Genomic DNA, 20,696 nt, shown 5'->3' on the forward strand with positions numbered 1-20,696 from the left:
ATGTCGGCTGAGCAGTTGCGCCCCGTCGCAGTCGAGGCTCGTCGCGGCTACCGACTGTGGGTTCGCTTCGGCGACGGCGCAGAAGGCGAGATCGACCTGTCCGACAGGGCGGGTCGAGGTGTGTTCAAGATCTGGGATGAGCCCGGCGTTTTCGAGTCTGCCGCCATCTCGCCGCATCGCACCATTTGCTGGTCAAAAGATGCAGAACTGTGCGCTGATGCCGTGTACCTCGAGATCACGGGCCGCGATCCAGCAGAGGTGCTGCCGGACCGGCGGGCTCAGCGAGCTTGCGAGCGTTTGCGAGAACGGTGAGACAGCACGGCAGCGCCCTGGGGCGTTCCGTCGTGGAAGGCGCCGATCATCTCGTCGAGCGGCGACTCGTAGCCGCCGTAGTTGCACTCGATGAATCGGTGGTGGATCTGGTGGTGGAAATCGCCCAGCTCGAATCTGGCCCGGCGAACGGTGCGCGGACCCAGCAGCAGGGCGTCGTAGCCGGTGTGCGACAAGGGTGCCCCGAGACCGTGGTGCATCATCATGAAGTAGAGGTGCAGCGGGTGCGACGGCACCAAGAACAGCAGCACCGCGTCGGAGAAGAGCACGAAATGCTCGACGGGATGCATCGAGAGCCCTGACCACGGGCCGACGTTGGTGTTGCGGTGGTGCCACGAGTGGATGCGACGGTAGGCCCCGCCGACGTGCAGCAGCCGGTGATGGGCCGAGAAGTACAGGATCGACCACCACGGGATCATCAGCAGGAACACCACGAACCAGACAGGATTGCTGTCAAGCGTGATGAGGCGTGCGTACCCGTTGGCGTAGGCCCACAGCATCAGTGACTCGAACCCGGTCCAGACCACGACAGCAGAGGTGAGCGTGAGGAAGGTGTTCTCCCGCACCTGGTTGCCGAACAGGAACACACGCTTGTTGCGGCCGAATGGCCGGCTGTCGTAGCGCAGGCTGTCGCCCTGGCGGCGCACGATGTAGAACCAGACATGCAGCCCGCCGGCGACGAGCGTCACGAGAATCAGATTGCGCAGCCACACCTCGAATATCCAGCCGACCTCAAAGGTCTTGGTGCGCTCGAGCGACGGCATGAACCAGGCCCAGATCCCGAACGACACGGCCAGCATGAAGAAGCGGGACCGCAGGGGCAGCCACGTGCGCCCGAGGTACTTCGCAATGGCGCCTGGCCGGGGCGGCCAGTGCAAGAACGGCGCCGAGCGCAGGGGCAATTCCGGCGTGTAGTTCCACGCAGCGCGCTTACCGACGGACGACGACATCGCGGCAACCGCCTGTTCAGGGACCCGGTGCGCTCGCTGGTGCGGGCTGTTGGACGGACATCCGGAGCTGATCGTAGCCCAGGTTTGGACAGATGTCCAAACCTGTCAGGGATGCTGGCTGAAGCGATGCACTATGTCATACGAAATAGAGTTGCCTGTATGACGATGACGATGCTGAGCTTTCGAGCCGATGAGGAAGACGTCGAAGGAATCCGTCGATGGTCCCAGCGACTCGGCGTCGAACGCTCCGAATTGATGCGCGACGCGCTGCGCCGCCAACTTGCCCGGCTGGCCGCCGAGCATGAGGTTGCGCTGTATGAAGCCGATCCGGTGACTGAAGATGAGTTGTCGCTTGGCGCGGCAGCAGATTGGGGTCCAGCCGAAGACTGGTCCGATTGGCGAGATGCAACGCGGTGAAGTCTGGTTCGCTGTCGCCCCTGACGGTGACAGGCCGGTCCTCGTACTCACCCGGGACCCCGTGGCCGACCGGATCGGCGCCGTCGTCGTTGCGGTGCTGACCAGGACACGGCGCGGGTTGGTTTCGGAACTGGAGCTCACTGCCGCTGCCGACGGCGTGCCGACCGATTGCGTTGTCAACTTCGACAACATCCACACCATCGAGCGCACGCGCTTCCGACGGTTCGTCACCAGGCTCAGCGAGGGTCGCATGGAGCAGGCGTGTCGCCGCCTGTGCGACGCAACCGGCTGTTGAACGGGTCGTTCTGGCTTTTCGGAGCGCAGCTGGTTACCTTCGGTGGTTTGCGGTGTGTCGGGTGGGTTTGAGTCCGCCGCCGTTACGACATGTGCGTGCATTGGGGTCGGTGGCGGCCGGCCGGATGTGTGTCAGTTGCCCAGGGCTAGGGCACTGCAGTGCGCGATGCAGCGGTTCAGCTCATCGCAATCTGGGGAGATGGCCCATCGTAGCCACATGCCGTTCTCGGTGATCATGACGTCGGCGGCCCGGCGGTCAGCTTCAGCCCGGGTCATTGACGGTCGAGCATCGGCGATCAGGGAACTGAGGCGCTCGAGGTAGTGCTGGTGTAGCGCTTCGTTGATCGCCGCGATATCGGGACGTGACGGCGCAGCGGCCCACAACGTCAGGCGCAGCGGCAGGAAATCCGAGTCTATGATCTCGGTGGAGAATGCCGCTCGGATGAACGCGATCACCCGCGCCTCGGGGTCGGTGACATCGCTCACTGCGAACAGCGAAGCCTCGACCATGCGCTCGACCAGGAGTCCGAACGCCTCGTTGACAAGGTCGTCCTTGTCGCCGAAGTGGTACTGGATCGAGCCGAGGGCCGCATTGGCCTCGTCGGCCACTCCACGCATGGTCAAGCCCTCGAGCCCACTGCGGGCCATCACCGCTAGGGCAGCCTCGAGCAGCTGCTGACGGGTCTGTGAGCCGGGCACCCGAGCGAGTGTATGTTCGGCACTCAGATGGCCGGCGAGCGGTGTCGCCGGGTCGGAACGGCGGTGTTCATCGATGTTTACTCGCCAGCAACCACCTGGATTCTCGACGTCTTCGCTCAAGGGAGACGGGTCGAGCGAAAGTCTGGGAAGCCGTAGCGATGGGCGAGCCCACAGTGCCGCAAGCTCAGCCGGTGGAGGGGCGGAGTTTTCCGACGGCGCGCGGCGCTCGCCCGACGTTCTTCGACGATGGGGGCGCGACCGATGCGGTCCTGGCGATGGACCTCGTCGCCGAGTCCGTCAGCGCGGGCTTCGACGACGGTTCAGTCGAGATCACTGCGGTGCCGATGGGACGAGTGCTGCGGACCGGCAAGAAGCAGCAGACCGGGCAGCTCACGCTGCTCGTCGGGCAGGCTTGACGCAGCCGCCACTTTCGTGCAGCGCGGGCACTGGGGTCTGTGCCCGCCGACGTAGTTGACTGATGGGCCTATGCCCACGACAGGAGGGTGACCCGATGGAGGTCGTCAACGAAGTGATGCCCACGAGCCCCGAGCGCATCGACGAGATGATGCAGCCCGGGCCTGATGGGCCGATCTACATGGTCAACCTGCTGAAGTTCAAGGAAGCGGCCGAGTACGAGGACGGGCGTGAAACCGATCTGAGCGGCTACGAGGCATACCAGCTGTACGGCCGAGCAGTGTCGAGAATCATCCGCGACTATGGCGGCGAGCTCCAGTTTGCAGCGGACGTGACGTTCCTGTCGCTCGGTCAGGTCGAGGACTTGTGGGACGAGATCGCTATCGCCAAGTACCCGAACCGGGGTGCGCTGCTGGCCATGTCGACGTCGCAGGAGTGGCGAGACGCAGCGGTGCATCGCACAGCGGGGCTGGCCGGTCAGCTGAACATCGAAACGGTCGCCCAGTTCGTCCGGGAGTAACCACTGCTCCTCCGCCGGGATTCCTTCCGGCTGGAAGGTTGGGCCCCGAGCTCAAGTACCGTCGTGGGTATGAAGATCGGCGAGTTGGGCGACCGCTGCGGGGTGAGCACGAAGACAATTCGATATTACGAGTCGATCGGATTGCTCGATGAGCCAGACCGGACTGCGAGCGGGTACCGCACCTACGCAAGTGACGCTGTCGAGCGGCTGCAGTTCATCCGCGATGCGCAAGCGACTGGACTCACATTGGCGGAGATTTCCTCAGTGCTCGAGCTCAAGAGCGTCGGTGAGCGGTCATGCGCGCACACCACGGCGCTCATCGAGGCCCACGTGGACGCCATCGACGCCCAGATCGCTCAGCTTCGTTCGGCCCGCAAAGAGCTCGCTGCACTGCTGAGGCGGGCGCAGGGGCTGGATCCGGCATCGTGCACCGATCCCAATCGCTGCCAGGTGATCGGCCAGACCCGCCATTGATACGACCATTGATGTGAAAGCGACTTGACCTTCCAGTCGGGTGGAATCTTTAGAGTGGTCATGTGACCACGGCAACCGCCCGATCCGATGTGGCAATCGACGGGATGACGTGCGCTGCGTGCGCGAGCCGGATCCAGCACCGGCTCGACGAGATGGACGCCGTGGCGGCGGCACAGGTGAACTTCGCTACTGGGCGGGCCACGATCGCCCACGACGGGTCGCTCGACGAGTCGTTCCTCGCTGCCGAGATCGCAGCGCTGGGCTACTCGGTCATTGCTGCTGGCGAGGGCGAAGCAGCCGAGCAGCGGCGCCAGACGGATCTGCTCACCCGGCTGGCCGTCGGCGCGGTGCTGACGGTGCCGTCGGTGCTGATCTCCATGATCCCGGCGCTGCAATTCGACGGGTGGGAATGGCTGGCCGCCGTGCTGGCGACCGTTGTGATCGTGGGATCGGGGTGGTCATTCCATCGAGCCGCGGCGGTGAACCTGCGCCACGGTGCCACCACGATGGACACGCTCGTGTCGATGGGGTCGCTCTCGGCTCTGGGATGGTCGCTCGTTGTGTCAGCCGCCGGCATCGGCGACGGTCATGTGTACTTCGAGACCGGCGCCGTGATCGTCACGCTGATCCTGCTGGGCAAGTGGCTGGAGCTTCGGGCCAAGCGCCGCTCGGGTGATGCCATCCGGGCGCTCGCCGATTTAGGCGTGCGGACAGCCCAACTGGCGGACGGCCAGGAGATTGAAATCGCAGACCTGGCCGTCGGCATGCGATTCGTGGTCCGGCCGGGGGAGCGGATCGCCACCGACGGTGTGATCGTGGACGGGCGCTCCGCGGTCGACGCCTCGATGGTGACTGGCGAGCCGATGCCGGTTGAGGTCGGGCCCGGCGACGAGGTGGTCGGCGCCACCATCAATGCCAACGGAGCTCTCGTCGTCGAGGCGACGAAGGTGGGCGCCGACACCGCGCTGGCGCAAATCATTCGGCTGGTCGACGAAGCGCAGGGCAGCCGGGCAGAGGTGCAGCGGCTCGCCGATCGGGTGTCGTCGGTGTTCGTGCCCATCGCCATCGCCACGGGGGTCGTCACGCTGGCGGCCTGGCTGCTGCTCGGCAACGAGGCCAGCGCAGCCTTCAGTGCCGCGGTGGCGGTGCTGATCATCGCCTGCCCGTGCGCTCTGGGGCTGGCGACGCCGCTGGGGATCATGGTCGGGACCGGTCGGGGCGCCCAGCTGGGCGTGATCATCAAGGGAGGCGAAGTCCTCGAGGACACCCGAGCGGTCGACGTGGTGCTGGTGGACAAGACCGGCACGCTCACCGAAGGGGCCATGACGCTCGCCGGTGTTCATGCGGTGCAGCTCTCGGCCGCCGAACGTGACGACGTGCATCGGCTGGCAGCATCGGCCGAGGCGCTGTCGTCCCATCCGATCGCCCAAGCCATCGCCAGCTCCGTCGACGTGCTGGTTGACGTGGACGAGTTCGAGACCATGCCGGGCTCGGGCGTGACCGCCTTGATCGGCGGCGTCGAGGTTCGGGTGGGCCGTCGCAGCCTGTTCGACGCCGTGCCCGGTCCCGTCGAAGCGGCTGCCGCAAGCGCCGAGGCCGCCGGAGCGACGGCCGTTCTCGCTGGCCGCAATGGGACAGCGGAGATGGTGCTGGTCGTTGCCGACCGCATCAAACCCACCTCGCGGGAGGCAGTAGCGACGCTGCGCGATCAAGGTTTGGGAGTGACCCTGCTCACGGGCGACAACGAGCGAACTGCTCGCACCGTTGCGGCCAAGGTCGGCATCGAGTCCGTGATCTCCGAGGTGTATCCCGCTGACAAGGCCGCCGAGGTGGAGCGGCTCCAGGCGGCCGGCATGCGGGTGGCGATGGTAGGGGATGGCATCAACGACGCCCCGGCGCTGGCCCAGGCCGATCTGGGGATTGCGGTCGGTACCGGCACCGATGTAGCCATCGAGGCCTCGGACCTCACCGTCGTGAGCGGCGACCTGCGGGCAGTTTCCGATGCCATCGCGCTGTCGCGTCGCACCCTGTCGACGATCAAGGGGAATCTGTTCTGGGCATTCGCCTATAACGCGGCGGCGATCCCGCTCGCGGCGTTGGGCATCCTGAACCCCATGATCGCTGCCGGTGCGATGGGCGTCTCGTCGCTGTTCGTCGTCACCAACAGTCTCCGGCTGCGACGCTTCACAGGCAGCCGCCAGACTGTCTGACTGCGTGAGCGACGACAAGTGGACAGCTGAGGAGATTCCCGAACAGTCGGGCCGGGTTGCGGTGGTGACCGGGGCCAACTCGGGGAACGGATTCGAGACAGCCAAGGCGTTGGCGGGTCGTGGTGCGCGGGTAATGCTCGCCGTCCGGGACCTCGACAAGGGCAGCGCTGCGGCCGAAGCCATTCGAGTCGAACATCCCGGCGCCGACCTGGTGGTGCAGGAAGCGGACCTTGCGTCGCTCGACTCCGTGCGAGAGGCGGCGGCGGCCGTCAGGGATCAGTTCGACCGCATCGATCTGCTCGTCAACAATGCGGGCGTCTTTCACACGCCTCGCCGTCAGACCGCTGACGGACTCGAGATCCGGTTCGGCACCAACCACATCGGACACTTCGCGTGGACTGGCCTGTTGCTGGAGCGGCTGCTGCCTGTTGCGGGGTCGAGGGTCGTCACGGTAAGCAGCAACGCTCACCGCTACCGCTCACGGATCGACTTCGAGCGCTTCGGGGTCGCACAGGGCCGCAGCCAGTCGGCTGCGTACGGTCGGTCGAAGCTGGCGAATCTGCAGTTCACCTACGAATTGCAGCGGCGGTTGGCGGCTGCGGGCGCGCAGACCATGGCGCTGGCCGCTCATCCGGGTTGGTCCGAAACTGAGATCCTGCGCGATTTTCCTGCGATTCGGGTCATCCATCCGCTGATCGGGCCACTGCGTCACAGCGCCGCCATGGGTGCTTTGGCGACGCTGCGGGCAGCCACCGATCCCACGGCCTCTGGGGGCGAGTTCTACGGACCCGATGGGTTGTTCGAGATGCGAGGGCACCCGGTGCTCGTCCCATCGAATGCTCGCTCCCACGACACAGCGCTTCAGCGACGGCTCTGGGGAGCGTCAGAACAGCTCACCGGGGTCACGTTCAAGGTGTGAGCCCGCTGGATTGTGCCAACCTCCAAGGAAGTGCGGCTTCCGCGGGGGTGCTGCAGTCCGGACGAGAGGTATCCAGATGAAGGCGGCAGTCCTGCACGAACCGCACCAGCCGATGGAGATCACTGACGTCGCGGCACGCAGCCCAGGCCCACGGGAAGTCCTGATCGCGACTGCCTATGCCGGTCTCTGCCATTCCGATCTGCACTTCATAGAAGGGCTCTTCCCCCATCCGCTGCGGCGGTGCTCGGCCACGAAGCTGCCGGCGTTGTCGAAGCCGTCGGCAGCGCAGTCACTTACGTCAAGCCCGGCGACCACGTCATCACCTGTCTCTCGGTCTTTTGCGGAGAATGCGAGCGCTGCCTGTCGGGCAATCCATCCACCTGCTCGGACACCACGGTCAAGCTGCCGCCGGGCGCCAGTGATCGCTTGGAGTGGGACCGGCCCGAGCCATTGCACGGCTTCTTGAACCTCTCGGCATTTGCCGAGTTGATGCTGGTGCACGAGCACGCCCTCGTGAAGATCCGCGACGACATGCCGCTCGAGAAGGCTGCGCTGATCGGCTGCGGAGTCATGACGGGCTTCGGAGCGGTCAACAACACCGCGCAGGTCCGCTGGGGCGAATCGGTGGCGGTCATCGGATGCGGCGGCGTCGGCATGGCCGCAGTCGAGGGGGCGCACATTGCGGGAGCCGGTCGAGTCATCGCCGTCGACACCAACTCCGACAAGCTGGAGCTGGCGCGCATGCTGGGCGCCACCGACGCGGTGAACCCGCTCGAGTCGGACCCTGCCGAAGCGGTGCTGGAGCTGACCGGCGGGGGAGTGCATCACGCAATCGAATGCCTGGGCATGAACACCACCGCAGAGCAGGCGTTCAACATGCTGGCCTTGGGCGGAACCGCCACGATCGTCGGGATGATCCCGGCAGACCAGAAGATCTCGGTCGACGGGATGCAACTGTTGCGGGGCCGCACGCTGAAGGGTTCGTCCATGGGATCGAACCGCTTCCGCATCGACATGCCGCGCCTCGTCGAGCTGTATCTCCGAGGCCGGCTGCATCTTGATGAGTGGGTCTCAGCGGTGATCACGCTCGATCAGATCAACGACGGCTTCGCCGACATGAAAGCCGGCAAGGTCGTCCGCTCAGTCATCAAATTCGACTGACAGAACATGACTGATAGCGACCGCTCACGGCTTCGCTGAGGCGCCGTCAAGTGGAGACGAGTTCGGATCCCTCGTCGAGCCAACCCCAGGTGCCGCCGATCGTCTTCTTGACCGGACGGCCCACGCGCGCGAGCCGGGCGGCAGGTCTTTCGGCACCTGGTCATTCCACCGCCACTCCGGACGTATTTTCGTGGGTTGTATGTCGATAGCCTCTCGCTGCTGCCATCCCCGAACAGGAGAACCCCATGGTTGAGACCACCGCCAGCACGAGCGTCGATATTGCCGCAAGTCCCGAAGCGGTCTACGGGATCCTGACGGACCTTTCCCGCATCAGCGAGATCAGCCCCGAGTGCTACAAGTCGGAGTGGGAGGACGGCTCGACCGGTCCCGAGGTCGGTGCGAAGTTCCGCGGGTACAACCAGAACGGCGACATGAAGTGGGACGCCGGCTGCATCGTCGTAGCCGCCGATCCCGGTCGCGAGTGGGCGTTCGAGGTGCCTGCTCAGGACGGCCGTCGCACGCTGTGGCGCTACGAGATCGAGGCCACGTCGTCAGGCTGCCGGGTCACCGAGAGCTTCGACTCGCCGATTCTCGACATGGAGTTCTTCCAGAAGCACAACCGTCACAGCCTGCTGGTGAAGAACATCGCCCAGTCGTTGGAGAACCTCAAGGCCGTCGCCGAGGGCTAGGCCCAGCACTGGCGCTCAGCACGCGCCCTCGACAAGCACCAGCCGCACGAGCAGTACATGCATCCCTGTTAACGTATTTGCATGCAAAGCACCAGCGTTCGCATCGACGTCGCGACGCATCGGGAATTGAAGAAGCTCGCAGCGATGCTGGGTGCAAGCGTGGGCGACACGGTCAAATTGGCGGTACGCCGGCTGCGCCAGGACGAGATCGGTGCGGAGTTGAGCGGTGAACCCGGCGAAGCCGAGACCGCCTGGCTTGATGCTGGCCTCGGGTGACGTCGTCGACCTCGATCTCGGCCTGCCAGAAGGGCGAGAAGCAGGTTTCCGCCATCCGGCAGTTGTGGTGACTGCCCAGCGTGTGCTCGGCAATGATCCAAGTGTCGTTCACGTGGTACCGCTGACGTCAGAGCTTCGAGGGTTCGCTTCCGAGGTGCAGCTCGAGCCCGATCCTCATAACGGGCTGGATACTGCCTCGGCGGCGCAGTGCCAGCATGTCCGGGCAGTAGCCGCGGCGCGGATTCACGAAGCGCGGGGCAACGTCGGATCGGCCGCACTCTCCCAAATCCGTGAGGTCCTCGGACTCATCCTCGACATCCCCGGGTAGAGCGGACCTGGCGTGGGGCCGGACCCACCCGGCCCGACGGTCACCGAGGACACTGCACAGCCGCAGTAGCTTCGGCCCGCCGGATTGTTTCACGATCCTCCAAGGAGCAGCAATGACTGACACCACCACAACCGAAGCAACGTCGACGGCCGGCAGATGCCCGGTGTTGCATGACCCCGCGTACATGGGCTCGCTGGCCAATCAGCAGTGGTGGCCCGAGCAGCTCAATCTGCGGCCGCTGGGCAAGAACTCCCCGCTGATCGACCCGACCGACGAGCAGTACGACTACGCCGCTGAGTTCGGGACACTCGACCTCGCGGCCGTCAAGGCCGACCTGGCCGAGGTGATGACCACCTCTCAGGACTGGTGGCCGGCCGACTTTGGCCACTACGGCCCGCTGATCATCCGTATGGCATGGCACAGCGCCGGGACCTACCGCATCCATGACGGCCGGGGCGGCGGCGGCTCGGGTTCGCACCGATTCGCACCGCTCAACAGCTGGCCCGACAACGCCAACTTGGACAAGGCTCGCCGGCTGCTGTGGCCGGTCAAGCAGAAGTACGGCCGCAAGATCTCCTGGGCCGACCTGATGATCCTGGCCGGCAATGTGGCGCTGGAGTCGATGGGCTTCGAGACCTTCGGCTTCGGCGGCGGCCGGGAAGACGTGTGGGAGCCCGAGGAGGACATCTACTGGGGCCCCGAAACCGTCTGGCTCGACGACGAGCGCTACAGCGGGGATCGGGACCTGGCCGACCCGCTCGGCGCCGTGCAGATGGGTCTCATCTATGTGAACCCCGAAGGGCCCAACGGCACGCCGGATCCGCTGGCCGCCGCAAGGGACATCCGGGAGACCTTTGCTCGCATGGCCATGGACGACGAGGAGACTGTGGCTCTGATCGCCGGCGGTCACACCTTCGGCAAGACGCACGGCGCCGCTGATGGCGACGCTCACGTCGGCCCCGAACCTGAAGGCGCCGCTCTGGAAGAACAGGGCCTCGGCTGGACGAGCACATTCGGCAGCGGCAAGGCAGGCGACTCGATCACCAGCGGCCTCGAAGGAATCTGGACGCCCACACCGGTGACGTGGGACAACACGTTCTTCGAGGTGCTGTTCGGCTACGAGTGGGAGCTGTCCCAGAGCCCTGCGGGTGCACATCAGTGGGTGCCCACCGATCCAGCTGCGGCCGACACCGTGCCCGACGCGCACGATCCGTCGAAACGGCACGCGCCGGTCATGCTCACGACCGACTTGTCGCTGCGGATGGACCCCATCTACGAGCCGATCTCGCGGCGCTTCCTCGAGAATCCCGACGAGTTCGCTGATGCCTTTGCGCGGGCCTGGTACAAGCTCACCCACCGCGACATGGGCCCGGCCTCGCGCTACCTCGGACCGGAGGTGCCTGACGAGGTTCTGATCTGGCAGGACCCGGTTCCCGTTGTCGACCAAGAGCTGGTCGACGACGTCGATGTCGCAGCGCTGAAAGCCACGATTCTCGAATCGGGCCTGTCGGTTTCCGAGCTGGTCAAGGCCGCATGGGCATCTGCGTCGACGTTCCGTGACAGCGACATGCGAGGCGGGGCCAACGGTGCCCGAATCCGGCTCGCACCCCAGAACGGCTGGGAAGCCAACGATCCAGCCGAGCTGGCGGGCGTGCTCACCGCGCTCGAAGGCGTCCAGGCGGCGTTCAACAGCGCTCAGAACGGTTCGAAGCGAGTGTCGCTGGCGGACCTGATCGTGCTGGGCGGGTGTGCCGGCATCGAGCAGGCGGCCCGTAATGCTGGCCGCGACGTGGTGGTGCCGTTCTCGCCGGGCCGCACCGATGCCTCGGCAGATCAGACCGACGCCGAGTCCTTCGCCGTGCTTGAGCCAACGGCTGACGGGTTCCGCAACTACTGGCGAGATGGCGACAAGCGCCGTCCCGAGGTGATGCTGGTGGACCGGTCGAGCCTGCTGTCATTGACGGCGCCGGAGATGACGGTGCTGGTCGGCGGCCTGCGGGCGATTGGTGCCAATACCGGCGGCTCCTCGCTGGGCGTTCTCACCGACCGTGCCGGCTCACTGACCAACGACTTCTTCGTGAACTTGCTGGACATGGACACCGAATGGCAGGTGTCCGACACCGAGCACGTCTATGAGGGCCGCGACCGCGCCTCGGGTGATCGCAAGTGGACTGCCAGTGCGGTCGACCTCGTGTTCGGCTCGAACTCGCAGCTGCGGGCGATTGCCGAGGTGTACGGCTGTGACGACGCCGAAGCCAAGTTCGTCGCCGACTTCGTGGCGGCCTGGCACAAGGTGATGGACCTCGACCGATTCGACCTGGCCTGAGGTCCTCGTCCAGCATTGACAACAGTTGTTAACACATGCAGACTGGCGCTATGAGCCGGAACACGATGAGCTTCGCGCTGCCCGAGTCGATGCGGAGTTACATCGACGACCGAGTTCGAGGCGGAGACTACGGCAACACCAGCGAGTATCTGCGCGATCTGATTCGGCGCGATCAGCAATCCGAGGCAGCGCGTCGCTTGCGCCTGCTGATTGCCGACGGGCTGGAGTCCGGTGAGGGTCGTCCGCTGACATCGGACGTCGTCGATGAACTCCGCACTCGGGCATTCAGCCGAGCGGTGTGAGCGAAGTCCGACTACGCCCACTCGCCGAGGTCGATTTGGTCGAGCGGACCGAGTACTACCGGTCTGAGGGTGGCGATGACCTCGGCCGACGATTCTTCGATGCAGCGATCGAATCGTTGCAAGAGATTGAGCGCATGCCCGGTGCCGGATCACCGAGGATCGGCGAGATGTGCGGCGTCGATGGGTTGCGGTCCCGCCGGCTGGCAGGATTTCCGTGCGGCTGGTTCTACTTGGAGCGGCGTGATCATGTCGACATCGTCCGTCTGCTCGCCTATGCCCAAGACCTCGAGACCATCCTGGGCGATCTGCGTCAAGCCTGACGAGGCCAGAGTGTTCGTCACAGCGGCTGTGGCAGCGAGTCAACCTCCGATGGTTCGCCAAGATGATGGACCTCGACCGATTCGACCTGGCCTGAGTTGACCTGAGCTTCGCCTTCGGGCCCGGCACTACGTTGGGCGGCGGGGGATGAGCCCATGACCGAACGACCGCGACCGCTCATGATCGGCGCCACGGCTGCTGATCCGAAGCGAGCGGTATTCATCTGGAACGCCATCCGCAAGTACTTCAACGAGGCTGGCCTCGAGACGGAGTACGCGCTCTATTCCACCTACGACGCGCTGGGCAGCGCCGTGCTGGACGGCCACGTCGACATTGCGTGGAACGCCCCGATGGCACACGCCCAGCTGTTGCTGCGGTCCCCGAGTGCATGCCGGACGCTCGCGATGCGCGACACCGACGAGGATGTCCACTCGCTCATCGTCGCCCGAGCCGACGCTGCCATCGCCGATCTCGACGACCTGCGCGGTCGGCGACTCGCCATGGGCGTGGACATCTCCAGCGAGCTGTACTTGCTGCCAGCGGCACAGCTCGCCGAAGACGGTCTCGACGTTGAATCAGACTGCGAACTCGTCGAACTCGAAGCCACCGAGTACTACAACTTGCAGCGATGGGTGGACGACCGGACGATCTTCGGGGCCGTCCTGGACGGTCGGGCTGACGCCGGCGTCATCTTCGAGCCGTGGCTCGGGTATCTGCTGCGTCGCCACGAGCTGGCCGCGGACGACATCGTCGAGGTGTGGCGCACACGTCCCTACTGTCACTGTGCGTTCACCTCCGGTCCGAGTCTGAGCGACGACGCGTGCGAGCAGTTCGTAGAACTCCTTGTCGCCATGGACCCAGCCGATCCCGAGATCGCCGAGATGATGCGCATGGAGCACCTGTCCAAATGGGTGCGAGCCACCGACGACGGCTGGAGCGACATCATGGGCGCCGTCGAGCAAGCCGACCTCGTCGGCAAGATCTTCTAGAGCCCACCCGGAGGAGAATCAGACATGTCAAAACCCGCGCTTGGCCTCTTGCTTGGCTTCGAGGACTCGATGGCCGACTTCGTCGAGCTGGCCCGCGAAGGCGAAGCCGCCGGCATGGACTCGATGTACACCGTCGAGGCCGGTCGCAGTGCCTTCGTGTCTGCAGCCGCCGTGATCGCTGCGACCGAGCGGGTGACGGTCGGCACGTACATCGCCAACGCCTATGCCCGTGAACCGTGGCTGACGGCGATCGCAGCCCGGGACCTCGACGAGATGAGCGGGGGACGCTTCACGCTCGGCCTCGGCACTGGCAACCGCCACTTCAATGAGTGGTACATGGGCATCGACGAGTTCCGCCCGCTCGGCAAGCTGCGCGACTACATCGAGATCGTGCGCAGCGCGGTCGCCGGACGGGCGGGGGAGCCGGTGCGCTACGAGGGCGATCACCACCGCATCCGCTGGCGGGCCACGTGGGAGCCGACGAGGCCGTCGATCCCGGTGTACCTGTCCGCTTCGGGACCCAAGATGGTCCGCTTGGCGGGCGAGGTCGCCGATGGGGTCGGCGTCGGCGTGATGTCCTCGGTCGAATTCATGCGCGACATCGTCGGGCCAGCAGCGCGCCAGGCCGCCACCGATGCGGGTCGCGACCCCGACGGCGTCGGATTCCTGATGGGATCGTTCCTCAGCGTCAATCAGGACGAAGAACTGGCCCGCAACGCCACCCGAGCCACCATCTGCGGGCTGTTCCACCCCGTGCCGCACCCGTACTACGACTCGCAGCTTCGCCAACTCGGCTTCGACGAGTTCGCCGACGCCGCGACCCGGCTGATGCCCCAAGGGCAGGTACGCGAGGCGATGGAGCTGGTGCCCGACGAGGTCGTCGACTCCATGAGCATCACCGGCACACCGGCCCAATGCGCGGCTCGCATCGCCGACTACAGCGGTCTGACTTCGGAGATCATCCTGTTCCGGGTGCCTCAGCGCACTGATGCGTCTGGGATCGCCGGCTACGAGTCGATGTTCGAGGTGGTCTCGCTCGCCAGCGTCTGAGAGCGCAGTCCCCCCAAATTGCCGGAAGCTGCGAGGGCTAGCGTCGGAGCCGCGGCAGCGCCGCAGGCTCGAGGGGGCGTCATGGCTGAGCGAATGATCAAGGCCAACGGGATCGACATCTGCACCGAGGACTTCGGCGACCCAGGGGACACTCCGATCCTGCTCGTGATGGGCGCGAGCGCCCAGATGATCCTGTGGGAGGAAGGCTTCATCGCCGGGCTCGTCGACGGCGGGCGCTACGTGATCCGATTCGACAACCGGGACACGGGCCAGTCCACGACCTTCGACCTCGAACAGGAGACGTACGGCCTCGCAGACATGGCGAACGACGCCGTGGGAGTGCTCGACGCCTACGGGCTTTCCAGCGCACATCTCGTTGGGGCATCGATGGGCGGGATGATCAGCCAGCAAGTGGCGATCGACCATCCCGGGCGCATCCGGACGATGACATCGATCATGTCGACGCCTGCGGGCGGGGAGATCGCGAGAGCGATCTTCATGGGAGAGACCCCGGAGCTGCCCCCGCCGCTGCCGGAGTACATCGAGCTCACCATGAAGTGGATGTCGGAGCCGCCGCTCACACGCGAAGACCGGGTGCGGTCTCGGCTAGAGAATTTCGGTGCGCTCGCGGGCAGCCGATCCGAATTCGACGTCGAGCGCTTCACGGCAATCTTCGAGCGGGAGTACGACCGAGCCGCCGACTGGCCGACAATGCACAACCACGGCATGGCGCTCATGGACGAGGAGAACCGTGCCGAGCAGCTGCGCGACATCTCCACGCCGACGATCGTCATTCACGGCACCGAGGATCCGATCCTGCCATACCCCCACGGCGAAGCCACCGTGGAAGCCATCGACGGGGCGCGCATGGTGACCCTCGACCGGGTCGGCCATGAGCTTCCCGAGGTGGTCTGGCCGCAGGTGACCGAAGCCATCCTCGCTCACACCGCCGAGTAGCCGGCCGGCGCGAGCCAATGCCTGATCAGGTGCAACTCCGTTCGAGGGGCGTTGGCGGCTGCCGCGAACTCGGCTAACGGTTCCCGTCGACGTTGGATCCATCACCCGCACGGCGGTCGATCAGGCGCTGGAAGTGCTGTGCGCCGTTCATGGCCGGCACCCGGCCGACACCGGGCCCCATGTCGCCTAACACCGGGAAGCCGGCCTCGACGCGGAAGCTGAACGGCATCGACTCGGGCAAGAAGCACTCGTTGTCGTCGCAGGCCTGCCAGCGAAGCCGGCCGTTGATCGTGACGTAACGACCGTCGTCGTCCTTTTGCATTTGCCGGGCGTTCTGCGCAACAGGAAGGCGCAGCACCACATCCCCCTCATAGGTCTGCAGCGTTTTGCCCGACCCGGCAAGAGTCAGGGGTGAAGTCGGCGGCGCCAGCATCTCGTAGGACAGGATCCCGTCGCTGTCGTCGAGGTCGATTGCTGCTGCCACCAGGCCCTCGGGCACAGGTTCGCCGTAGAGGTGTTGGCCCTGGGGCACGCGGAACGTCGCGACGATGTGGCGAGTGACGCCCATCGGCAGCCGATCGCCGTCGACCATCACCTCCGCTGTGACCCGCTCGACCGGCTGCAGGTCGCTCGCGTCTCCGGCCTCGAACTCCTGACCGAGTGCAGCAGCGAGCATCTGCTCGGGCCCGGAGCGCACGGCGAAGTTGTGCTCGAAGAATTTCGCCACGACGGTCCCGTCCGCATCGACGACGTACGACCCGGGAAACGGGAGGCCATACCACGGGTGGTCATCGGGCGGGATCAGCGTGTTCAGGATCCCGAACGACTCGATGACCTCGCTGTCGGGGTCCGACAGCATGGTGAACGTGGTGTCATGGGCCGCCGCGTAGTCGGCCAGTGCATCGGGCTCGTCATAGCTCAGCGCATACAGCCGGACCCCTGCCGCACGGTAGGCGTCCATGCCTCGTTCCAGCTCGACCAGCTGGGTGCGGCACGGCGGTCACCACACTGCCGAGCGGTAGAACACCACCACAGCCGGCTGGCCCGCACGGTCGGCGTGCATATCCACGGTGCGGCCGGACTGGTCGGTCGCAACGATGTCGGGCAGGCGGGATCCCACGTCGGGTCCGGTCGGAAAGTCTCCCAACGGGATTCGCCGACTCCCGTTGCCGGGCGGCTCCGGCATGTTGAAGCCCTCGGCGTCCTCGAAGTACGGACCATTCGACGGGCCGCCCCGGGTGTCAAGTGTGATCTCCATCGTCCGCTCCGATCGTCTGTCGTGAGGCATCGAACTCCAGCGGTGATCATGACACGCCGGGCGTGCGGTGTTCCCAGAAGGAGGGGCTTGGCGTCTGGCGACCCGCTGGCGGACCGCAGCTAGGCGAAGTCCAGCTCCGACCGTTCCAGCGGCACGCGGGCCGCAGGCTCGTCGGGGGCTACGTTGCAGCCGTGGCTGATTCAGGATTCAACGGGCGGCGCGAAGACGAGCCGCTGCTGCGCGGCGAGAGCACTTATATCGATGGGCTCGACGTGCCCGAGCTGGCGGGAGCCGCGCAAGCCGTGTTCGTGCGTTCGGCGGAAGCTCATGCACGCCTCGCTTCCGTTGAGGTGACAGAGGCCCGGGAGGCGGACGGGGTGATCGCCGTGTACCTCGGTCTCGAAGTGAACGGCTGGCCGTTCCCGCCCCGCCTGCCGTCGATGAATCGGGATCTGTGGCGGCCGCTCATGGCCTACGACACAGTCCGTTTCGTCGGCGAGCCCATCGCACTGGTGATCGCCGAGACCCGGGCCGCGGCAGTGGACGCCGCCGAAGGGGTGATCGTGGACTACGAACCGCTGACCCCGGTAGTCGACCTCGACGCGAGCCTCGCAGGCGAGACCCTGTTGCACCCCCACGCCGGCACCAACGTCGCCCTCGCTTGGGAGCTCGACCCGGTGCCCGACGAAGTGTGGGATGGCTGTGACGTGACAGTCGAGTTCGACTTGGCGCACCCACGGCTGGGTCCGCACCCCATCGAGCCGCTTGCCGGTGCATCGAGCTGGGGCGACGACGGCCGCTGCACGGCGTGGGTGTGTTCGCAGCGGCCGGCGGGAGCCAAGCACGTGATCGAGACGCTGCTCGGTCTCGAACCTGGCACGGTGCGAGCTATATCGCCCGACGTCGGCGGCGGCTTCGGTGCCAAGGGTGGCTGGGGCTGTTACCCCGAAGATGTGGCAATCGCGTGGGCAGCGCGTGAGCTCGGGCGACCGATCCGCTGGGCGCAGACCCGTTCGGAAGCGTCGCTGGCGATGGGTCACGGACGAGCTTCTCGCCATCGGATCCGCATCGGCGGCAATCGTGACGGCACGATCGTGGCCTACTCGGTGGATGCGCTGCAGGACAGCGGTGCGTACCCCGCCATGGGCACCAACGTCACCACGAACCTTCGCAACAGCGGCACCGGCGTCTACGACATCGCCCATGCGGCCCTGCGCGGCACCTCGGTGGTCACCAACACCACGCCGACGGTTGCGTTCCGGGGCGCCGGTCGGCCCGAGGCGGCGTGCTCGATCGAGCGGGCCGTCGACCGTTTCGCCCGGGCCATCGGCCGCGACCCGCTCGAGGTTCGCTTCGCCAACCTCGTGCAGGCAGATCGGTTCCCGTACCGCAGCGCAGTCGGCGCCACTTACGACAGCGGGAACTACCCCGAAGCGCTTCGAGAGGCCGCCGCGATAGCCGACTACCAAGGCTTGCGGGCCGAGCAAGCCGAACGACGTGCAGCCGGCGACCGCGACGTGCTGCTTGGCATCGGCGTGAGCTGCACCACCGAAGTCACCGGTGGCGGTGAGGGCGAGCGTGCGACGGCTCATCTCGCAGCCGACGGCACCGTCGACGTCGTGGTCGGCACATCGCCTCACGGCCAGGGCCACGAGACAACGTTCGCTCCGGTGGTCGCCGCTCAGCTCGGCATCGACGTCGAACGCATCACCATCTCCCACGACGACACGGATCGTTCGCCGATCGGCGGGGGAACCATCGGATCGCGCTCCGCACAGCTCGGCGGCGCAGCCGCCCATGGCGCAGCGCTCGACTTGGTGGCCGCAGCACGTGAACGTGCCGCTGAGCTGCTCGAGGCCGACCCCGACGATGTCACGCTGGACACCGGTCGCGGCCTGTTCCATGTGGTGGGCACTCCCGCTCGGTCGCTCGGCTGGGCCGACCTGGGCGAGCTCAGCGTCGACCACCATTTCAGATCCGAGGGCGGGGCCGGCTCATTTTCCTTCGGTGCGTGCGTGGCCGCTGTGGAGGTCGACACCGCCACCGGCGAGGTACAGGTGCGGCGGCTGGTGAGCGTCGACGACGCCGGCGTCATCCTGCAGCCCGTCCTTGCCCACGGGCAGGTGCACGGCGGCCTGGCGCTGGCGGTCGGCGCAGCGCTGTACGAGGAGATGTTCTACGACGACGAGGGCATTCCGATGACGGTCGGCCTGGCGGACTACCTGTTGCCCTCGGCCGCTGAGATGCCGTTCTTCGAGTGCGATGAGACCGTGACGCCGTCGCCCCTCAACCCGCTCGGCGTCAAGGGCATTGGCGAGTCGGGGACGGTGGTGGCGACACCGGCGATCCACAGCGCAGTGCTGGACGCCCTGCAGCCCTACGGCGTCGAGCACCTCGATCTCCCGCTGACGCCCGAGAAGATCTGGCGCTCATTGCACGCCGACACTGCTGTCAGTCGGTATCGGCGCCGACCCGGGGCGTGAAGCCGCCCTTGGGGGTGCCGGCACCCTTGAGCGCTTCGGCGGCCCGCTTGTTCTCGAAGATCTTCGCCAGAATCGCCTTGCCTGCCCGGTCGAAGTACTCCCGGTTCTCAATCACGAACTCGTTCGATTCCTGCATCGGCGCGAGCTGGCCCTTTACGGCGGGCATGACGTGGCGTGCCACCAGGTCCCAGCTGCGGAACATGGCCTCGGGCTCGGCCCAGTCGTTGACGAAGCCCATCATCACGCCGAACCCGCCGGTGATCTCTTGCATTTGCAGGATGTTCTCGATGAGGTCGTCGGGTGTGCCGATGACACCCGCAGCGGTTTCGGGGTTGGCGTAGAAGTCGATGGCTTCGGCGGTCGAGCCGAGGTGTTCGAGTCCCGGACGCTGCAGGGTGTCGACGTTGTACTCGTTGTGCCACCGCAGCAGCCCGTGCTCGACGTCGCGCCGGGCCTGGTCGCGGGTGAGCGCAACGTGGAAGTTGAACATCACCCGCCAGTTGGCACGGTCCACGACCTGGTCGTGCTTGGCGGCGGCCTCTTCGGCGAAGCTCCACTGCAGCGGCAGCGACGCCAGGCCCTCGGTGGACATGGACCCGATCGACAGCACACCCATGCCGTACTTGCCGGCGAGGGTCATGCCCGACGGGCTGATCATCGATGCCGTCGTCATCGGTATCTCGTGCTGGTACGGCAGGATCTGCAGCTTGGCGTCGTATAGCGAGAACCAGTCGCACTCATAGGTGAAGCGTTCGCCGCCGGCGAGCAGCCGCTTGACGACCGGGATCGCCTCGTCCTGGCGGTCTCGCAGCAGCATCGGGTCGATGCCCAGTGTGTGGGCGTCAGACGGCAGCGCGCCCGGTCCGGTGCCGAGCATTGCGCGCCCGAGGCTCATCTGATCGAGCTGGACAATGCGCTGGGCGACGTGGAAAGGGTGGTGATAGGGGATCGAGGTGACCCCGGTGCCCAGCTTGATGCGACCGGTGCGCATGGCGGCGCCGGCCAGGAACATCTCGGGCGAGCCGATGGTCTCCCAGCCCGTCGAGTGGTGCTCGCCGCACCAGAACTCGTCATAGCCCAGCCGGTCGAGCTGCGCGACCAGGTCGAGATCCCGCTGCAGCTGCAGCGCCGGGCTCTCGCCGGGGAGATGGTGTGGTGCCAGAAACGCTGCGAACTTCACCGTCGGGACCCTACCGAAGCCCGGCCATCGCCATCATGGGCGGCTTGTTACGCTGACTCGCAGAGGCCAGCCGCCCCGGAGTTGGCAGAGCAACCCCTCATGGGTAGCAACCGCGGGGCCGGCCCTCTCGCGACCGTAGTGATGGGCCTGCC

At 66.1% G+C, this 20,696-nt stretch carries 23 protein-coding genes and 2 pseudogenes; 19 read left to right on the forward strand and 6 right to left on the reverse strand.

The genetic code is table 11. The annotated features are described in order from the left end of the window. A complete protein-coding gene (locus ACOGJB_RS00180) occupies nt 1-312 on the forward strand; it encodes a DUF2442 domain-containing protein (RefSeq protein WP_419838825.1) in 312 nt (103 codons plus the stop codon). On the opposite strand, the gene ACOGJB_RS00185 is transcribed toward ACOGJB_RS00180, so the two are convergent. Next, entirely contained in the window at nt 279-1,280 is a 1,002-nt protein-coding gene (locus tag ACOGJB_RS00185) for a sterol desaturase family protein (RefSeq protein ID WP_419838826.1), read from the reverse strand. The two genes, ACOGJB_RS00180 and ACOGJB_RS00185, sit on opposite strands and share 34 nt — an antisense overlap. Before the next feature lie 165 nt (nt 1,281-1,445). Here ACOGJB_RS00185 and ACOGJB_RS00190 point away from each other — a divergent pair, with 165 nt between their 5' ends. Together ACOGJB_RS00190 and ACOGJB_RS00195 are read left to right on the forward strand one after the other, a co-directional pair. Beyond that, the gene (locus ACOGJB_RS00190) at nt 1,446-1,697 is read left to right on the forward strand and encodes a ribbon-helix-helix domain-containing protein (RefSeq protein WP_419840785.1); all 252 of its coding nucleotides are present in this window, start codon (nt 1,446-1,448) and stop codon (nt 1,695-1,697) included. After that, nucleotides 1,684-1,992: a type II toxin-antitoxin system PemK/MazF family toxin gene (locus ACOGJB_RS00195; RefSeq protein WP_419838827.1), complete on the forward strand. Its 309-nt coding sequence runs from the start codon at nt 1,684-1,686 to the stop codon at nt 1,990-1,992. Before ACOGJB_RS00190 ends, ACOGJB_RS00195 begins: the two co-directional genes overlap by 14 nt. Before the next feature lie 131 nt (nt 1,993-2,123). Here the strand turns inward: ACOGJB_RS00195 and ACOGJB_RS00200 are convergent, their stop codons facing one another. After that, complete coding sequence (locus tag ACOGJB_RS00200) at nt 2,124-2,690, reverse strand: TetR/AcrR family transcriptional regulator (RefSeq protein WP_419838828.1); 567 nt, start codon at nt 2,688-2,690, stop codon at nt 2,124-2,126. Between the two features lie 158 nt (nt 2,691-2,848). Here ACOGJB_RS00200 and ACOGJB_RS00205 point away from each other — a divergent pair, with 158 nt between their 5' ends. From ACOGJB_RS00205 to ACOGJB_RS00275, 15 genes and pseudogenes are all read left to right on the forward strand, one after another. After that, nucleotides 2,849-3,106: a hypothetical protein gene (locus ACOGJB_RS00205; RefSeq protein ID WP_419838829.1), complete on the forward strand. Its 258-nt coding sequence runs from the start codon at nt 2,849-2,851 to the stop codon at nt 3,104-3,106. A gap of 95 nt (nt 3,107-3,201) precedes the next feature. After that, complete coding sequence (locus ACOGJB_RS00210; protein WP_419838830.1) at nt 3,202-3,624, forward strand: DUF1330 domain-containing protein; 423 nt, start codon at nt 3,202-3,204, stop codon at nt 3,622-3,624. 69 nt (nt 3,625-3,693) lie between these two features. After that, nucleotides 3,694-4,098, forward strand: coding sequence for a heavy metal-responsive transcriptional regulator (locus ACOGJB_RS00215; RefSeq protein WP_419838831.1), 405 nt, complete (start codon nt 3,694-3,696; stop codon nt 4,096-4,098). A 62-nt stretch (nt 4,099-4,160) separates the two neighbouring features. Next, nucleotides 4,161-6,308: a heavy metal translocating P-type ATPase gene (locus ACOGJB_RS00220; protein WP_419838832.1), complete on the forward strand. Its 2,148-nt coding sequence runs from the start codon at nt 4,161-4,163 to the stop codon at nt 6,306-6,308. 4 nt (nt 6,309-6,312) lie between these two features. Beyond that, on the forward strand, nt 6,313-7,227 hold the full coding sequence (locus tag ACOGJB_RS00225; RefSeq protein ID WP_419838833.1) for an oxidoreductase: 915 nt from the start codon (nt 6,313-6,315) through the stop codon (nt 7,225-7,227). A 76-nt stretch (nt 7,228-7,303) separates the two neighbouring features. Next, nucleotides 7,304-8,388, forward strand: a pseudogene (locus ACOGJB_RS00230) (Zn-dependent alcohol dehydrogenase). 245 nt (nt 8,389-8,633) lie between these two features. Next, nucleotides 8,634-9,077 (forward strand): SRPBCC family protein, encoded by a 444-nt coding sequence (locus tag ACOGJB_RS00235; protein WP_419838834.1) that lies wholly within the window; start codon nt 8,634-8,636, stop codon nt 9,075-9,077. Nucleotides 9,078-9,158: 81 nt separating this feature from the next. Further along, nucleotides 9,159-9,353, forward strand: a complete 195-nt coding sequence (locus ACOGJB_RS00240; protein WP_419838835.1) for a hypothetical protein — start codon at nt 9,159-9,161, stop codon at nt 9,351-9,353. Then, on the forward strand, nt 9,337-9,681 hold the full coding sequence (locus ACOGJB_RS00245) for a type II toxin-antitoxin system PemK/MazF family toxin (protein ID WP_419838836.1): 345 nt from the start codon (nt 9,337-9,339) through the stop codon (nt 9,679-9,681). The genes ACOGJB_RS00240 and ACOGJB_RS00245 overlap by 17 nt, the downstream gene beginning before the upstream one ends. A gap of 112 nt (nt 9,682-9,793) precedes the next feature. Next, on the forward strand, nt 9,794-12,007 hold the full coding sequence (gene katG, locus ACOGJB_RS00250; RefSeq protein WP_419838837.1) for a catalase/peroxidase HPI: 2,214 nt from the start codon (nt 9,794-9,796) through the stop codon (nt 12,005-12,007). Between the two features lie 50 nt (nt 12,008-12,057). Then, a complete protein-coding gene (locus ACOGJB_RS00255) occupies nt 12,058-12,309 on the forward strand; it encodes a type II toxin-antitoxin system ParD family antitoxin (RefSeq protein WP_419838838.1) in 252 nt (83 codons plus the stop codon). Beyond that, nucleotides 12,306-12,629 (forward strand): type II toxin-antitoxin system RelE/ParE family toxin, encoded by a 324-nt coding sequence (locus tag ACOGJB_RS00260; RefSeq protein ID WP_419838839.1) that lies wholly within the window; start codon nt 12,306-12,308, stop codon nt 12,627-12,629. Before ACOGJB_RS00255 ends, ACOGJB_RS00260 begins: the two co-directional genes overlap by 4 nt. A 153-nt stretch (nt 12,630-12,782) precedes the next feature. Continuing rightward, the gene (locus tag ACOGJB_RS00265) at nt 12,783-13,616 is read left to right on the forward strand and encodes a phosphate/phosphite/phosphonate ABC transporter substrate-binding protein (protein WP_419838840.1); all 834 of its coding nucleotides are present in this window, start codon (nt 12,783-12,785) and stop codon (nt 13,614-13,616) included. A gap of 24 nt (nt 13,617-13,640) precedes the next feature. Continuing rightward, nucleotides 13,641-14,666: an LLM class flavin-dependent oxidoreductase gene (locus tag ACOGJB_RS00270; RefSeq protein ID WP_419838841.1), complete on the forward strand. Its 1,026-nt coding sequence runs from the start codon at nt 13,641-13,643 to the stop codon at nt 14,664-14,666. A gap of 81 nt (nt 14,667-14,747) precedes the next feature. After that, nucleotides 14,748-15,623: an alpha/beta fold hydrolase gene (locus tag ACOGJB_RS00275; protein ID WP_419838842.1), complete on the forward strand. Its 876-nt coding sequence runs from the start codon at nt 14,748-14,750 to the stop codon at nt 15,621-15,623. Between the two features lie 73 nt (nt 15,624-15,696). On the opposite strand, the gene ACOGJB_RS00280 is transcribed toward ACOGJB_RS00275, so the two are convergent. From ACOGJB_RS00280 to ACOGJB_RS00290, 3 genes and pseudogenes are all read right to left on the reverse strand, one after another. Continuing rightward, nucleotides 15,697-16,299: a protein-disulfide reductase DsbD domain-containing protein gene (locus tag ACOGJB_RS00280; protein ID WP_419840786.1), complete on the reverse strand. Its 603-nt coding sequence runs from the start codon at nt 16,297-16,299 to the stop codon at nt 15,697-15,699. Nucleotides 16,300-16,341: 42 nt separating this feature from the next. Further along, a pseudogene (locus ACOGJB_RS00285) lies at nt 16,342-16,611 on the reverse strand (redoxin domain-containing protein); the annotation flags it as partial. 12 nt (nt 16,612-16,623) lie between these two features. Next, on the reverse strand, nt 16,624-16,881 hold the full coding sequence (locus ACOGJB_RS00290) for a hypothetical protein (RefSeq protein WP_419838843.1): 258 nt from the start codon (nt 16,879-16,881) through the stop codon (nt 16,624-16,626). 191 nt (nt 16,882-17,072) lie between these two features. Here ACOGJB_RS00290 and ACOGJB_RS00295 point away from each other — a divergent pair, with 191 nt between their 5' ends. After that, a complete protein-coding gene (locus tag ACOGJB_RS00295; protein ID WP_419838844.1) occupies nt 17,073-19,364 on the forward strand; it encodes a xanthine dehydrogenase family protein molybdopterin-binding subunit in 2,292 nt (763 codons plus the stop codon). On the opposite strand, the gene ACOGJB_RS00300 is transcribed toward ACOGJB_RS00295, so the two are convergent. Continuing rightward, nucleotides 19,333-20,544 carry an LLM class flavin-dependent oxidoreductase gene (locus ACOGJB_RS00300; RefSeq protein WP_419838845.1) on the reverse strand — a complete coding sequence of 404 codons (1,212 nt, stop codon included), beginning with the start codon at nt 20,542-20,544 and terminating at the stop codon, nt 19,333-19,335. The genes ACOGJB_RS00295 and ACOGJB_RS00300 overlap by 32 nt on opposite strands. Nucleotides 20,545-20,696 lie beyond the last annotated feature (152 nt).

The organism is Candidatus Poriferisodalis sp. (genome assembly GCF_965208895.1).
Classification (GTDB): Bacteria; Actinomycetota; Acidimicrobiia; order Acidimicrobiales; family Poriferisodalaceae; genus Poriferisodalis.

Coding starts and splice junctions, on each gene's coding strand:
- ACOGJB_RS00180 (WP_419838825.1), top strand. CDS start 1: ATGTCGGCTGAGCAGTTGCGCCCCGTCGCAGTCGAGGCTCGTCGCGGC.
- ACOGJB_RS00185 (WP_419838826.1), bottom strand. CDS start 1,280: ATGTCGTCGTCCGTCGGTAAGCGCGCTGCGTGGAACTACACGCCGGAA.
- ACOGJB_RS00190 (WP_419840785.1), top strand. CDS start 1,446: ATGACGATGCTGAGCTTTCGAGCCGATGAGGAAGACGTCGAAGGAATC.
- ACOGJB_RS00195 (WP_419838827.1), top strand. CDS start 1,684: ATGCAACGCGGTGAAGTCTGGTTCGCTGTCGCCCCTGACGGTGACAGG.
- ACOGJB_RS00205 (WP_419838829.1), top strand. CDS start 2,849: ATGGGCGAGCCCACAGTGCCGCAAGCTCAGCCGGTGGAGGGGCGGAGT.
- ACOGJB_RS00210 (WP_419838830.1), top strand. CDS start 3,202: ATGGAGGTCGTCAACGAAGTGATGCCCACGAGCCCCGAGCGCATCGAC.
- ACOGJB_RS00215 (WP_419838831.1), top strand. CDS start 3,694: ATGAAGATCGGCGAGTTGGGCGACCGCTGCGGGGTGAGCACGAAGACA.
- ACOGJB_RS00235 (WP_419838834.1), top strand. CDS start 8,634: ATGGTTGAGACCACCGCCAGCACGAGCGTCGATATTGCCGCAAGTCCC.
- ACOGJB_RS00240 (WP_419838835.1), top strand. CDS start 9,159: ATGCAAAGCACCAGCGTTCGCATCGACGTCGCGACGCATCGGGAATTG.
- ACOGJB_RS00245 (WP_419838836.1), top strand. CDS start 9,337: ATGCTGGCCTCGGGTGACGTCGTCGACCTCGATCTCGGCCTGCCAGAA.
- katG (WP_419838837.1), top strand. CDS start 9,794: ATGACTGACACCACCACAACCGAAGCAACGTCGACGGCCGGCAGATGC.
- ACOGJB_RS00255 (WP_419838838.1), top strand. CDS start 12,058: ATGAGCCGGAACACGATGAGCTTCGCGCTGCCCGAGTCGATGCGGAGT.
- ACOGJB_RS00265 (WP_419838840.1), top strand. CDS start 12,783: ATGACCGAACGACCGCGACCGCTCATGATCGGCGCCACGGCTGCTGAT.
- ACOGJB_RS00270 (WP_419838841.1), top strand. CDS start 13,641: ATGTCAAAACCCGCGCTTGGCCTCTTGCTTGGCTTCGAGGACTCGATG.
- ACOGJB_RS00275 (WP_419838842.1), top strand. CDS start 14,748: ATGGCTGAGCGAATGATCAAGGCCAACGGGATCGACATCTGCACCGAG.
- ACOGJB_RS00280 (WP_419840786.1), bottom strand. CDS start 16,299: ATGCTCGCTGCTGCACTCGGTCAGGAGTTCGAGGCCGGAGACGCGAGC.
- ACOGJB_RS00290 (WP_419838843.1), bottom strand. CDS start 16,881: ATGGAGATCACACTTGACACCCGGGGCGGCCCGTCGAATGGTCCGTAC.